Genomic DNA, 13331 nt, shown 5'->3' on the forward strand with positions numbered 1-13331 from the left:
CCGCACGAACCTCCGGATCCAGTCCGGAATCAGTCCGGAATCAGTCCGGAATCAGCGCTCAGCCTCCGAGCGCGCCACCCGCTCCCGCGCCGTCGAACTCACCCGAGCTGGAGGCGGCGTCGGAGGCGTCGAGGTGGATCACGCCGTAGTCGTAACCGTGGCGCCGGTAGACGACGCTCGGCATCTTGGTGTCGGAATCGACGAACAGATAGAAGTCGTGACCGACCAGTTCCATCTCGTACAGGGCCTGGTCGAGCGACATGGGTGCGGCCGAGTGGGTCTTCTCGCGAACGATGAGCGGGCCTTCGCCCTGCACTTCCAGCGATCCGATCCGAACGGTCGGAATCGCGTCCGCCTTCTCGCCGTTGACGGGCTCACCGCTGCCGTTCAGGGTCGCGGCACCCGGCACCACGTCGGCGACCTCCGCCGCCGACAGACGGCCCGCTCCACGGCGGGTGTAGCGCTTGTCGTGCTGCTTGCGCAGCCGGGCCTCCAGCTTGTCCTGAGCGAGGTCGAGCGCCGCATACGGGTCGGCGGCGGCGGCTTCGGCACGAATCACCGGGCCCCGCGAACGCAGGGTGATCTCCACGCGGTCGGAACGGTCGGCCTGGCGCGGGTTGTGCTCCTTGGACACCTCGACGTCCAAGCTGATCACCTTGGCGTCGAGCTTCTGGATCCGCTCCGGATTCAGCTTCTCGGCCACGTGCTTGCGGAACCGGTCGGGCACCTCGGTCTTACGGCCCTTGACGACGATGTCCACGCAGAACTCCGTTCCCGGATAGCTCCGCCTCAGGGGCGGGGCGTCTCCCTTTCGCACCAGACCCCGGTGAACACCGGAGCCTCGGACTTGGCGACTTCCACCTCCTCCTCCCCCATCGGCAAGATCTACACCCCACCGACTTCGGAGTCGAGGGACAACCTCTGACACGAAGTTTCCGAAACGTACAGACGCTCGAAACATGCGCTCCGATGCGTGGGGCCCAAGGTTCGCCAATTCCTTACAACCGAACATATCCCTCTATGCCGGTTGTCGGCACCCGCTACCGGAACGTACCTCCGTTCAGGTGGCCGTTCCCTCTTACTACCTGCAACGATGCGCCTTCCCTTCCAGTTCCAAATCTATTCACACGTTTTTTGGTCTGTACGAGTTGCACCCGGCCCGCGGCGCACGAAGGAGTCCGCCGGCGCCGCCACCACGGCGGCCACCAGAGCCGCGGCCCCGGCCGCCCCGCCCGGCGCCCCGATCCCGGCCGCGCGCAGTGCCCGCGCCGCCTCCACCAGGGTGGATCCGGTGGTGACGAGGTCGTCCACGATGACGATCCGGGCCGCCCACCCCGTCACCCGGCCGGCTCCGGGCCGCGCCTCCAGGGCCCCGGCGAGGTTCTCCCGGCGCTGCACCGCCCCCAGGCCCGCCTGGTCGGCCACCGCCCGCCGCAGCCGCAGTACGGGCGTCACGCGCGCGGGCACGCCCTCCCGCCGCAGCCGCGCCGAGGCGGCCAGCGCGATCCTGCGCGCCGGATCGTGCCCGCGCGCCCGCACCCGGTGCCGCGCGGAGGGCACGGGAACCAGTGCCACGCCCCCTCCCCCGGCCCCGCCCGCACCGCCGGCCCCGCCCGCGCGGACCGCAGCCGCCAGGGCGGCGCCCAGGACGGCGGCCAGCGGCAGCGCGCCGCGCTCCTTGTGGGCCAGTACGACGGCTCGTACGGCCTCCCGGTACGCGGTGGCCGCATGGACCACGGGCAGCCCCGCCGGGCACGGAGACGGCCGTACCGGGCCCGCCCCGGCCCCACTGAGCGCCGACCGGCAGGCTCCGCACAGCACCGAACGCCCGGCACCGCAGCCGGCGCACCCGGCCGGCAGCACCAGGCCGCCGAGCTCACCGGCCAGCACCCGCCACCACTCCCGCATGGCATTCACCCTGCCGGGCGCGGACGGCACCCCGCCACCCCTGTGGACAACCACCGGGGCCCGGCCCACCGCCCGCCGCCGTCAGCCCGGGTAGATCGGAGCCCGTCCGCCGGCCACCACCGTGCGCCACTGCGCCCCCGGCGGCAGCCACACGATGCCGTCCTCCAGCGACTCCGCGACCACCGGCTTCTTCTCGTCCTCGCTCGCCGCGACGGCCACCAGCCCGGTCGCCCCGGGCAGCCCGGCCCCGACCATCGAGCCGTCGGCCAGCAGGTAGCGGGCCTGCACGACCATGCCGCTCTCCCGGCCCACCACCAGCAGCCGTCCCCGCGGCGCCCAGCTCATCGCCGTCACGTCCGCCAGCTGCGGAGCGGCCGGGCGCAGCTCGCGCACCGAGACCGGCGAGGCGTCGCCCTTCCCGTCGGGCCGCTCGATCCGCCCGGTGTACAGGGACTTGCGGCTCTCCTTGGCCACCACCAGCGCGATCCGCACCCCGTCGGGCGAGGCCTTCACCCCGGTGATCCGCCCGCCGGCCAGGCCGGACACCTCGACCCGTTCGGGTGCCCCGGTACCGCCGGGGATCCGCCACAGCGTCGGGTCCTGCGGGTCGGGGTCGGCGACCCACAGGTCGCCCGCCGCGTCCCACGTCGGGGTGGCGAGCCCGTTGGGCTTGGCCCCCTTGCCGGTCAGCAGCGGCGGCGGCATCGCTCCGGCGGTGGTCAGGTTGACCACGTAGAGCCCGTGCCCGTCCTCGGAGACCACCGCGGCACGCTTCTCGTCGTAGGCCACGGCCGCGGAGCCCACCTTGAAGGCCGGGTTCCCGGCCAGCGGCCCGGGAGCCGGTGTCGGCGGGTCCTGCTGCTCCTCGCGGTTGGGGTCCAGGCTGAGCCGCTGGAGCCGGTCCTCCGCGTCCACGTAGTACTGGTGGTTGGGCGAGGGCGGCCGGTTGGCGATCGTGGCGGCGTCCACCTCGGTCACCTGGCACAGCGTGGTGCCGTCGGAGCGCAGGAGGTCGACCCGGTCGACCCGGGAGCCCGTCACGTCCTTGACCGTGTACAGGATCTGGGTGGCCATCCGCTGGCACAGCGGCTCACGGGTGTTGTCCACCTGCTCGCTCAGCGGTACCCGCAGCGAGTTCTGGCCGTCGACCGAGAGCGACTTGGTGCCTTCGCGCAACCGGGTGCCGGTGGGGAAGCTGGAGGCGACGACCGGCCCGAGCCACTTGGAGGGGCCTTCGAGCAGCGAGGTGACGGTCTGGGTGGTGGGGTCCATCCGGGAGTCGGGGTCGCTGCGCTGGCGCACGTAGACGGGGTCGGCGACGAGCGTGGACCCCGCGAAGTAGTACTTGTTGACGGGCCGGTAGATGCGCTGGAAGTCGGACTCGCTCAGCACCAGGCTGCTGGGCGGGGTCGCGATCCGCCACTGGCCGTCCTTCTGCTGGAGCTGGAGGAACTCCTCGTAGCGCCGGTCGCCGGTCTCCGGCTGGTACGCGCTGCGCTCGTCCACCGTGGCCAGCATCTTGCCCGTGATCTTGAACCGGGGCGCCGCCGGGTCCTTCTCGCCCTGTACGGAGAACCGGTCGAGGCCGGCGGCGAGCACGGTGACGGCCGCTCCGGGCTTCCAGTTCTTCGCCGCGTCCTCGGTGAGGTACTTGCGGGCGGTCTGGAGCTGCGGATCATCGCTGGTCATGGCCTCCAGGAAGCCGTCGACGATCTCCTGCGGACTGGCCTTGTCGGCCGGCGGCACACCGAACACGCGGACCTGCGAGTCGACGCCCTGGGAGGCCTCCACCGGCCGGACCTCGCCGTGGTCGGGCATCGAGGCGCAGCCGGCGAGCAGCAGCCCTGCCGCCCCGACGGCGCAGGCCCTGAGGGCGCTGAGGGCGCGCGGCGCGGGCCGGCGCGACCGGCCCGGCTCAGCACCCATGCGATCCACCCGCTCCGCCCGATCCACCCGCTGCGCCGGTTCCGCCGGCTCCGCCCGCTCCACCGCTGCCACCCTCTCGGTCGGTTGCTCCCGCCGTCCCGCCGGACCGCGTGCCCGCCGCCCCGCCCCCGGAACCGTGCCCCTGCTCCGCCGGCCCCGGCCGGGTCACGACCCGCGCCCCGTTGCCCGGCAGAGCCGTCGGGTCGGCCGGTACCGGCACCGCACCCGCAACGGGCGACCTGGGCGGCATCGGCGCCCGGTCGCCGCGCCCCGCCTGCTGCGCCTCCTGCGCCCGCTGCCCGGCGGCCGCGGAGCCCTCCGCCGCGGCCCTGGCCCGGTTGGCCCGGGAGTCCTCGGGCTCCAGCGGGATCGGAGACCCGCGCAGCGGCTCGTCGGCCGTGCGCGGCAGCGTCAGGCGGAACTGCGAGCCGCCGCCGGGCTCGCCCCACGCCTGGAGCCAGCCTCCGTGCAACCGGGCGTCCTCGACGGCGATGGACAGGCCGAGGCCGGTACCGCCGGTCGTGCGCGCCCGCGCCGGGTCAGCCCGCCAGAAGCGGTTGAAGACGCGGGTGGCCTCGCCGGGCTTGAGCCCGACGCCGTAGTCCCGTACGGCCACGGCCACGGCCCCGCCCGCCGAGGCGAGCCGGACGACCACGTCGCGGCCCTCGCCGTGCTCGACGGCGTTGACGACCAGGTTGCGCAGGACCCGCTCCACGCGCCGGGCGTCGGCCTCGGCTATCACCGGCTGGGTGTCTCCGAGGACGCGGATCCGGGTGTGCTTGTGATCGGCGAGCGGCTGGGCCCCGTCGATGACGCGGCGTACGACGTCCCGCAGGTCGACCGGCTCCGCCTCCAGGGCGGCGGCGCCCGCATCGAACCGGCTGATCTCCAGCAGGTCGGCCAGCAGCGACTCGAAACGGTCGAGCTGCCCGGCGAGGAGCTCGGCGGAGCGCGCGGTGACCGGGTCGAAGTCCTCGCGGGCGTCGTAGATGAGGTCGGCGGCCATCCGCACCGTGGTGAGCGGGGTGCGCAGCTCGTGGGAGACGTCCGAGACGAAGCGGCGCTGCAGCCGGGAGAGGTCCTCCAGCTGCACGATCTTGTTCTGGAGGTTCTGGGCCATCTTGTTGAAGGCCTCGCCCAGGCGGGCGATGTCGTCCTCGCCGGTGACCTTCATCCGCTCCTGGAGCCGCCCCGCCGAGAGCCGCTCGGCGATCCCCGCGGCCATCCGGACGGGGGTGACGACCTGGCGCACGACCAGCCAGGCGATCCCGCCGAGGAGGACCACGACGAACAGCCCGGCGGTGGCGATGGTGACCTTGACCAGGTTGAGGGACTCCTCCTCCTGGGTGAGCGGGAAGAGATAGTACAGGTCGTACGGGTCGCCGTTGATGTCGGTGAGCCGCTTGCCGATGACGAGCGCGGGCTCGGGCAGCTTGTCCCCGGCGTCGGTGTAGCGGATCTGCGAGAAGGTCTTGAAGGCGCCGGTCGCGTGGTTGACGTTGCGGCGCAGCCCCAGCGGCACGCTGGCGTTCGGGTCCACGTTGCCGGAGGCGCGGGCTCCGCGGACGCCGCCGAGGGCTCCGCGGGCCGGCCGTTCCTCGCCGGTTCCGCTGCCGGCGCCCAGCGCCGCCACCTCGAAGGCGCTCTGCCCGCCACTGGCGAGCTGTTTGACCAGGGAGTTCATCCAGGTACTGGCGTCCCGGCCGACCTTGTTGTCGGAGGCGTCGGGCCCGTCCGCCGTATAGGGCGTGTTGGCCTTCTCCTGTGCGACCGCGAAGCCGCCCGCGGCCTGGCTCTGCGCGGCCTCCTCCTTGGCGTCGAGGAGGCCCTTGCTGACCTGCGCGATGACCACGAACCCGAGGGCGAGGACCACGGCGAGGGAGATCAGCAGGGTGGCGGCGACCACCCGGAGCTGGATGTTGCGCCGCCACAGCCGGACAGCCGGAAGCAACGGCCGGCGCACGAGGCGTACGAACAGCCGCAGCACGGGGCCGCCGGGCGCTCCTACCGCGTCGAGACGGAGCGGCCGGCCGCCCCGCAGCGCTCCCCAGCGGGAGCGGCCACGGGGCTTGCCGGGTGTCATGTCAGCTCGGTCCGGCCTTGTAGCCGACCCCGCGCACGGTCACGACGATCTCGGGGCGCTCCGGGTCCTTCTCGACCTTGGAGCGCAGTCGCTGGACGTGCACGTTGACCAGGCGGGTGTCGGCCGCGTGGCGGTAGCCCCAGACCTGTTCCAGCAGCACCTCGCGGGTGAAGACCTGCCAGGGCTTGCGGGCGAGCGCGACCAGCAGGTCGAACTCGAGCGGGGTCAGGGCGATCGAGGCGCCTTCCCGCTTGACCGAGTGCCCGGCCACGTCGATGACCAGGTCACCGATGGTCAGCTGCTCGGGCGCAGGCTCTTCCGAACGGCGCAGGCGGGCCCGGATGCGGGCCACCAGCTCCTTCGGCTTGAACGGCTTGACGATGTAGTCGTCGGCCCCGGACTCCAGGCCCACGACCACGTCCACGGTGTCGCTCTTGGCGGTGAGCATGACGATCGGTACGCCCGACTCGGCGCGGATCAGCCTGCACACCTCTATGCCGTCCCTACCGGGCAGCATGAGGTCGAGCAGCACGAGATCCGGCTTCGCCTCCCGGAAGGCAGCCAGTGCCTTGTCGCCGTCCGCTACGAACGACGGCTCAAAACCTTCTCCACGCAGCACAATGCCGAGCATCTCGGCCAGCGCGGTGTCGTCGTCGACGACAAGGACGCGTCCCTTCATGGTTGACATCATCCCATTAGCTAATCGTTACCCGGCGGTGAGCTGTCCCACAGCCAAAGGGGCTGGAAATCGTCCCTCGGACCTGCGTGGAGATCAGGACGCCCAGTGTGCCCCGGATCCGGCCGACGTACGAAGGCGCGAACGTCCCGGGATGCAGGAGACCCCCTGGTCCGTTCGGGACGTCTGGTCCGTTCGAGGTTGTCACATGGCACGATGGCAGCCGGACCAAGCGCCCCGCACCCCGCAGTGCACGTGAAGGAGCGACGATGAACGACTCTCCGGGCTGGGCTACGCCCGGATCCTCCCCGTCCGACGGTGAGGGCTCCCACGGTACGCAGCCGCCCGCGGGCGGTTCCGGCGATTCCAAATGGTCCGCCGAGCAGCCGCCCCCCGGCCAGTGGTCGAGCCCGACCCCGGGCCAGACCCCGCCCAACCCGCAGCAGCAGCCCCCCGCGGCCCCCCAGCCGGGCGCGGGCTGGGGCGCGCAAGGCGGCGGCAACCCCGGCGGCTGGGGCAACCAGCCCCAGGCGGTCAAGCCTGGCGTGATCCCGCTGCGCCCGCTCGGGATCGGCGAGATCCTCGACGGTGCCGTCACCACCATGCGCAAGCACTGGCGCGCGGTACTGCCCATCACCCTGGCCGTGGCCGTCGTCGTCCAGCTGGCGAGCGTGCTCCTGCAGAAGTACGCCTTCGCCGACGTCGTACTGGACCAGTCGAGCGACGCACCCCTGGACGAGCAGATCGACGCCCTCGGTTCCTTCGCGGCCATGTCCGCGGCGGACGGGTTCATCCAGCTCATCGGAGCCATCGTGGCCACCGCGATGCTCACCATGATCTTCAGCCGCGCGGTGCTCGGCCACGGCTCCTCCATCGGCACCGCCTGGCGCGAGGCCCGCCCGCAGCTGGCCCGGCTGTTCGGCCTGACCCTCCTCCTGGGCCTCGGCTCGGCCCTCCTCTTCACCGTGCTGGTCCTGCCCGGCGCCCTCGCCGGACAGGCCCCCCTCGCCGCCCTCGGCGGTCTCATCGCCCTCGGCGTGATCCTCTGGCTCTGGATCAAGTTCTCCCTGGCCTCGCCCGCCCTGATGCTGGAGAAGGCGACGGTCCGCAAGGCCTTCGTCCGCTCGTCCAAGCTGGTCAAGGGCTCCTGGTGGCGGATCTTCGGCATCACCGTCCTCACCGGCATCATCACGACCTTCGTCGCGGGCCTGATCGTCCTCCCCCTCACCCTCGTCGGCGGCCTGGTGTTCGGCGGCGGCCTCGAAGGCATGGCCGACGGCACCGGAACCACGAGCTGGGGCTACCTGATCAGCACGGCCGTCGGCGGGATCATCGCCCTGGCGATCACCATGCCGATCCAGTCGGGCGTCACGGTCCTCCTCTACGTCGACCAGCGCATCCGCCGCGAGGCCCTCGACCTGGAGCTGGCCCGGGCGGCGGGCATCGAGAACTACGGCACGACCACGCCGCCGACCGGAGGCTGACGCGGGAATGAGGAGCACGGGGGGCCTGCTCACACCACCACCCACCCCACCCATCACCATCGGCCGCGAGGCCGCCCGCGAGGCGGCCCGCGCCGAGCTGGCGAAACCCGCGTACCACGAGAACGACCCGGGGCTGTTCGAAAGGGCCCTGAACCGCTTCTGGGACTGGGTCGGGGACCTCTTCGACCGCGCCTCCGGCGCGACCCCGGGCGGAGCCCTCGGCCTGCTGGCCGTCGCCGTCTTCGCCCTCCTCGTCGTCGCCGCCCTGTGGTGGCGCCTGGGCGCCCCCCGCCGTACGGCCACGCGCGCCGCGGGCACCCTCTTCGACGACGGCATCCGCAGCGCGGCGGACCACCGCGCCACCGCCGAGTCCCTGGCCGGCGAGGGCCGCTGGAGCGAAGCCGTCCAGGAGCGCATGCGCGCCGTGGTCCGCTCCCTGGAGGAGCGCACCCTCCTCGACCCCCGCCCGGGCCGCACCGCGGACGAGGCGGCGGCCGAAGCGGCCGTCTCCCTCCCGTCCCACGCCACGGCCCTGCGCACGGCGGCACGCACCTTCGACGACGTCACCTACGGCGCCCACCCGGCGACCCCCGAGATGTACGCCGCCCTCACCACCCTGGACCAGGCCCTGTCCCACACCAAGCCCCTCCTGACGGGCCCCACCGCATGACCACCCCAAACCCAAACCCAGACCCCCCGAACCCGAGCCACCCGACCCCCGGCACGGCTCCCACACCTCCGGGCGAGGGAGTCGACGGACCGGGCGGGGCCCCGGGCACGGCCCACCCCGCCCCCGGTGCCGCCCCCGCGCCCCCGGTGGACCCGGCAGCACGCCCGAGCGAGGGACCGGGCACGGCCCACCCCGCCCCCGGCTCGGCCCACACACCCTTGATCCACGCGGCAGCGAGCAGCGCCCACCACCCCGCCGGGGCCCCGGCCCCCGCTCTCGGCGGAGCCGGAGCCGCTGTACCCGGCACGGCCGCCACCACCCCCCGTGCAACCGCCGGAGGCACCCGCACCCGGCCCCGGGACCTCTGGACCCGCTCCCGCGGGTTCCTCCTCGCGCTCGCGGTGCTCCTCACCGCCGGGCTGGCCCTCGCCGCCCTCAACTCCGGTGCCCGGCACGGCTACCTCGACCCCCGTTCCGCCGACCCCTCCGGCAGCCGGGCCGTGGCCGAGCTGCTCAAGGAACGCGGGGTCACCACCCGGGTCGTCACCACCGCCGCGGAAGCCGCCGACGCCGCCGGCCCCGACACCACCCTGCTGGTCACCGACCCCGACCGGCTCGGGGACACCCAGCTCCGCGACATCCGCACCGCGATCGACCTCTCCGGCGGCCGGACCGTCCTGCTCGCCCCCAGCACCCTCAGCCTCCCCGCCCTGGCCCCCGGCACCCGCATCGACGGCGACTCCCCCGCCCCCGACGCGCACCTCGACCCGGGCAGCACCTGCACCCTCCCCGCCGCCACCACCGCGGGCCGCGCCGCCACCGGCGGCGGCCACCGCTACACCACCAGCAGCACCGGAGCCACCGGCTGCTACCCCAGCGCCGGCCACCCCACGCTCCTCGTCCTGCCCACCGGCATCCGCGGCGGCGACACCGTCCTCCTCGGCTCCGAGGGCATCTTCCTCAACAAGACCCTCGCCGAAGAGGGCAACGCCTCCCTCGCGCTCCAACTCCTCGGCTCCCGCCCGCACCTCGTCTGGTACCTGCCGTCCCTCGCCGACGGCAGCACCGAAGGCGACCGCACCGGCGAGGAGCAGAGCTTCCTCGACCTGATCCCCGCCGGCTGGAGCTGGGCCCTGCTCCAGCTGTTCCTCGCCGCCGCCGTCGCCGCCCTCTGGCGCGCCCGCCGCCTCGGCCCGCTCGTCACCGAACGCCTGCCCGTCCTCGTCCGCGCCTCCGAGGCCACCGAGGGCCGCGCCCGCCTGTACCGCAAGGCCGACGCCCGCGACCGCGCGGCCACCGTGCTGCGCGCCGCCGCCCGCGAACGCCTGGCCGCACTGGTCGGCGTACCGGCCGCCCAGGCCCACGATCCGGCCTCCCTGGTCCCCGCGGTCGCGGCCCGCCTCACGGCCGGCCCCCCGCACGACCCGGCCACCCTGCTCTTCGGCACGACCCCCACCACCGACGCGGCGCTCATCGCGCTCGCCGACCACCTCGACGCCCTCGAAAGGGAGGTCCGCACCTCATGACGGCCACCACGGACAGCGCCCGCTCCGCCCTGGAGGCGCTCCGCACCGAGATCGGCAAGGCCGTGGTCGGCCAGGACTCCGCCGTCACCGGCCTCGTCGTAGCCCTCCTCTGCCGCGGCCACGTCCTCCTCGAAGGCGTCCCCGGCGTCGCGAAGACCCTCCTCGTACGGGCACTCGCCGCCTCCCTCGAACTCGACACCAAGCGCGTCCAGTTCACCCCCGACCTGATGCCGAGCGACGTCACCGGCTCCCTCGTCTACGACGCCCGCACCGCGGAGTTCTCCTTCCAGAACGGCCCGGTCTTCACCAACCTGCTCCTCGCCGACGAGATCAACCGCACGCCCCCCAAGACCCAGTCCTCCCTCCTCGAAGCGATGGAGGAGCGCCAGGTCACCGTCGACGGCACGCCCCGCAAGCTCCCGGAGCCGTTCCTCGTCGCCGCCACCATGAACCCGGTCGAGTACGAGGGCACGTACCCCCTCCCCGAGGCCCAGCTCGACCGCTTCCTCCTGAAGCTCACCGTCCCCCTCCCCTCCCGCGAGGACGAGATCGGCGTACTGACCCGCCACGCGGCCGGCTTCAACCCCCGCGACCTGCACTCCGCCGGCCTCCGCGCCGTCGCCGGCCCCGCCGAACTGGACGCCGCCCGCAAGGCCGTCGAGGCCACCGCCGTCTCCCCCGAGATCACCGCGTACGTCGTCGACATCTGCCGCGCCACCCGCGAATCCCCCTCCCTCACCCTCGGCGTCTCCCCGCGCGGCGCCACCGCGCTGCTGGCCACCGCCCGCGCCTGGGCCTGGCTCGTGGGACGCGACTACGTCACCCCCGACGACGTGAAGGCCCTCGCCCTGCCGACCCTGCGCCACCGCGTCCAACTGCGCCCCGAGGCCGAGATGGAGGGCGTCACGGCCGACGCGGTCATCACCGCCATCCTCACCCACGTCCCCGTCCCGCGCTGATGGCGTTCACCGGACGCGCCGCCCTGCTCGCGGCCCTCGGCAGCATCCCCGTCGGCATCCTCGGACCGAGCTGGACGGGGATGCTGGCGGTCAACGCCCCCATCGCCCTGGCCTGCGCGATCGACTACGCCCTCGCGGCCCCGGTCCGCCCGCTCCAACTGGCCCGCTCCGGCGACACGTCGGTACGCCTCGGCGAATCCGCCGACGTCCACCTCACGATCACCAACCCCTCCCCCCGCAGGCTCCGCGCCCGCATCCGCGACGCCTGGCCCCCGAGCAGCTGGCTCCCCGGGACGGAAGTCGAGGCCTCCCGCCACGCCCTGACCGTCCCGCCGGGCGAACGCCGCCGCCTCACCACCCGGCTGCGGCCCACCCGCCGCGGCGACCGCCAGGCGGCCCGCGTCACGATCCGCTCGTACGGCCCGCTCGGCCTGCTGGCCCGCCAGGGCCACCACACCGTCCCCTGGACGGTCCGCGTCCTGCCGCCCTTCGCGAGCCGCAAACACCTCCCCTCCCGCCTCGCCCGCCTGCGCGAACTCGACGGCCGCACCAGCGTCCTGACCCGCGGTGAGGGCACGGAGTTCGACAGCCTGCGCGACTACGTACCGGGCGACGACACCCGTTCCATCGACTGGCGGGCCACCGCCCGCCAGCACAAGGTCGCCGTCCGGACCTGGCGCCCGGAACGCGACCGCTCCATCTTGATCTGCCTCGACACCGGCCGCACCGCGGCCGGCCGCGTCGGCGACGCCCCGCGCCTCGACTCGGCGATGGACGCGGCCCTGCTCCTCACCGCGCTGGCCACCCGCGCGGGCGACCGCGTGGACCTCCTGGCCCACGACCGCCGCCTCCGCGCCCAGGTCCAGGCCCGCTCGGCGGCCGACACCCTGCCCGCCTTCGTGAACGCGATGGCCACTCTCGAACCGGAACTGGTCGAGACGGATTCCCGCACCCTGGTCTCCACCATCCTGCGCAGCGCCCCGCGCCGCTCCCTGGTGGTCCTCCTGACCAGCCTGGACGCGGCCCCCGTCGAAGAGGGCCTGCTCCCGCTCCTCCCCCGCCTCACCCAGCGCCACACGGTCCTCCTGGCCTCGGTCTCCGACCCCCACGTGGCGGAGATGACGAAGTCCCGCGGCACCGTGGAGGCCGTCTACGAAGCCGCGGCGGGCACCCAGTCCCAGTCGGCCCGCCGCCGCACGGCGGACCAGCTCACCCGCCACGGCGTCCACGTGGTCGACGCCACCCCCGACACCCTGGCCCCGGCCCTGGCCGACACCTACCTGGCCCTGAAGGCCGCCGGCCGCCTCTGAGGAGCGAAGGCTCAGCGATTCAGATCGAAGACGCCCACTCCCTGCCCCGCATAGGCCTTCGGCTCGACCGTGGCGACCAGTGCCTGTGAGCCCCACTCGGGAAGGTGACGTGCGGCATGGACGGCGGCTGCGATGCCGGCCGGTACTCCATCGCGGCGCATCTCTGCCACAGCCAAGACGGCCGGATAGTCGAGGTCGAGCATGTGGATCACGTCTAGCTGCCCGATGTGCTCGGCGATCCCCGCGAGAACCACGTCGGCCTCGAGGACCGACAGCACCGGCACCCACAACCGTGTGTCCGCATCGAGATAGGCACGGTGAATCAGTGCGGACACCTGCCGATTCCCGGACAGCGCCAACAGCGACGGCGTGTCCAGGACGAGGTGGTGCTGGATCACGCGGCAGCGTCCCCCTGCCGGGCGAAGGCCTCACGGACCCTGCGCCCCATGGCCGCACTCTCCTCATCGGTCACGTCCACCCCGAAGTGCTCGGCCATGTAGGCCCGGGCACGCTCCGCCCGCTCCCGCCGCTCCTCTGCGGTCAGCGTCGTCTCGGCAAACTCCTGCACCAGAGACCGGATGGACGTCCCACGGGACTCTGCGATGACGGCGAGGCGGTCTCTCACCTCGGCCGGCACACGGATCATGGCATCAGACATGGCCCGAGTATACGCCGACGTAAACATCCACGAGGGGTAAACGCAGAAAAGCCCCGCACCGAACCCGTAAGGGCTGGTGCGGGGCTTTCCCACAATGATTGTTCGGCGGCGTCCTACTCTCCCACAGGGTC

At 73.4% G+C, this 13331-nt stretch carries 12 protein-coding genes; 5 read left to right on the forward strand and 7 right to left on the reverse strand.

The genetic code is table 11. From position 1 onward, the window contains the following. Positions 1-58 precede the first annotated feature (58 nt). The 5 genes from hpf to mtrA form a co-directional block, all read right to left on the reverse strand. Positions 59-760, reverse strand: a complete 702-nt coding sequence (gene hpf, locus ACFRU2_RS41350; protein ID WP_382981464.1) for a ribosome hibernation-promoting factor, HPF/YfiA family — start codon at positions 758-760, stop codon at positions 59-61. Between the two features lie 359 nt (positions 761-1119). Continuing rightward, complete coding sequence (locus ACFRU2_RS41355) at positions 1120-1908, reverse strand: ComF family protein (protein ID WP_382981465.1); 789 nt, start codon at positions 1906-1908, stop codon at positions 1120-1122. A gap of 81 nt (positions 1909-1989) precedes the next feature. After that, positions 1990-3834, reverse strand: coding sequence for an LpqB family beta-propeller domain-containing protein (locus ACFRU2_RS41360; RefSeq protein ID WP_382981466.1), 1845 nt, complete (start codon positions 3832-3834; stop codon positions 1990-1992). Further along, complete coding sequence (mtrB, locus tag ACFRU2_RS41365; protein ID WP_382981467.1) at positions 3824-5917, reverse strand: MtrAB system histidine kinase MtrB; 2094 nt, start codon at positions 5915-5917, stop codon at positions 3824-3826. Before mtrB ends, ACFRU2_RS41360 begins: the two co-directional genes overlap by 11 nt. A gap of 1 nt (position 5918) precedes the next feature. Next, on the reverse strand, positions 5919-6608 hold the full coding sequence (mtrA, locus tag ACFRU2_RS41370) for a two-component system response regulator MtrA (RefSeq protein WP_274552971.1): 690 nt from the start codon (positions 6606-6608) through the stop codon (positions 5919-5921). A gap of 254 nt (positions 6609-6862) precedes the next feature. Here mtrA and ACFRU2_RS41375 point away from each other — a divergent pair, with 254 nt between their 5' ends. The 5 genes from ACFRU2_RS41375 (at position 6863) to ACFRU2_RS41395 (ending at position 12542) form a co-directional block, all read left to right on the forward strand. Continuing rightward, positions 6863-8077, forward strand: coding sequence for a hypothetical protein (locus tag ACFRU2_RS41375; protein WP_382981468.1), 1215 nt, complete (start codon positions 6863-6865; stop codon positions 8075-8077). A 7-nt stretch (positions 8078-8084) separates the two neighbouring features. Further along, the gene (locus ACFRU2_RS41380; RefSeq protein WP_382981469.1) at positions 8085-8747 is read left to right on the forward strand and encodes a DUF4129 domain-containing protein; all 663 of its coding nucleotides are present in this window, start codon (positions 8085-8087) and stop codon (positions 8745-8747) included. A 218-nt stretch (positions 8748-8965) separates the two neighbouring features. Then, positions 8966-10273, forward strand: coding sequence for a DUF4350 domain-containing protein (locus ACFRU2_RS41385; RefSeq protein WP_382981470.1), 1308 nt, complete (start codon positions 8966-8968; stop codon positions 10271-10273). Further along, positions 10270-11232 carry an AAA family ATPase gene (locus tag ACFRU2_RS41390; RefSeq protein ID WP_382981471.1) on the forward strand — a complete coding sequence of 321 codons (963 nt, stop codon included), beginning with the start codon at positions 10270-10272 and terminating at the stop codon, positions 11230-11232. The genes ACFRU2_RS41385 and ACFRU2_RS41390 overlap by 4 nt, the downstream gene beginning before the upstream one ends. Beyond that, positions 11232-12542 carry a DUF58 domain-containing protein gene (locus tag ACFRU2_RS41395; RefSeq protein WP_382981472.1) on the forward strand — a complete coding sequence of 437 codons (1311 nt, stop codon included), beginning with the start codon at positions 11232-11234 and terminating at the stop codon, positions 12540-12542. Before ACFRU2_RS41390 ends, ACFRU2_RS41395 begins: the two co-directional genes overlap by 1 nt. Positions 12543-12553: 11 nt before the next feature. On the opposite strand, the gene ACFRU2_RS41400 is transcribed toward ACFRU2_RS41395, so the two are convergent. Both ACFRU2_RS41400 and ACFRU2_RS41405 read right to left on the reverse strand, forming a co-directional pair. Next, positions 12554-12940: a hypothetical protein gene (locus ACFRU2_RS41400; RefSeq protein ID WP_382981473.1), complete on the reverse strand. Its 387-nt coding sequence runs from the start codon at positions 12938-12940 to the stop codon at positions 12554-12556. Beyond that, positions 12937-13200 carry a hypothetical protein gene (locus ACFRU2_RS41405; protein WP_382981474.1) on the reverse strand — a complete coding sequence of 88 codons (264 nt, stop codon included), beginning with the start codon at positions 13198-13200 and terminating at the stop codon, positions 12937-12939. The genes ACFRU2_RS41400 and ACFRU2_RS41405 overlap by 4 nt, the downstream gene beginning before the upstream one ends. Positions 13201-13331: the final 131 nt, after the last annotated feature.

Source organism: Streptomyces sp. NPDC056883, from assembly GCF_042788835.1.
Taxonomy (GTDB): domain Bacteria; phylum Actinomycetota; class Actinomycetes; order Streptomycetales; family Streptomycetaceae; genus Streptomyces; species Streptomyces stoeckheimensis.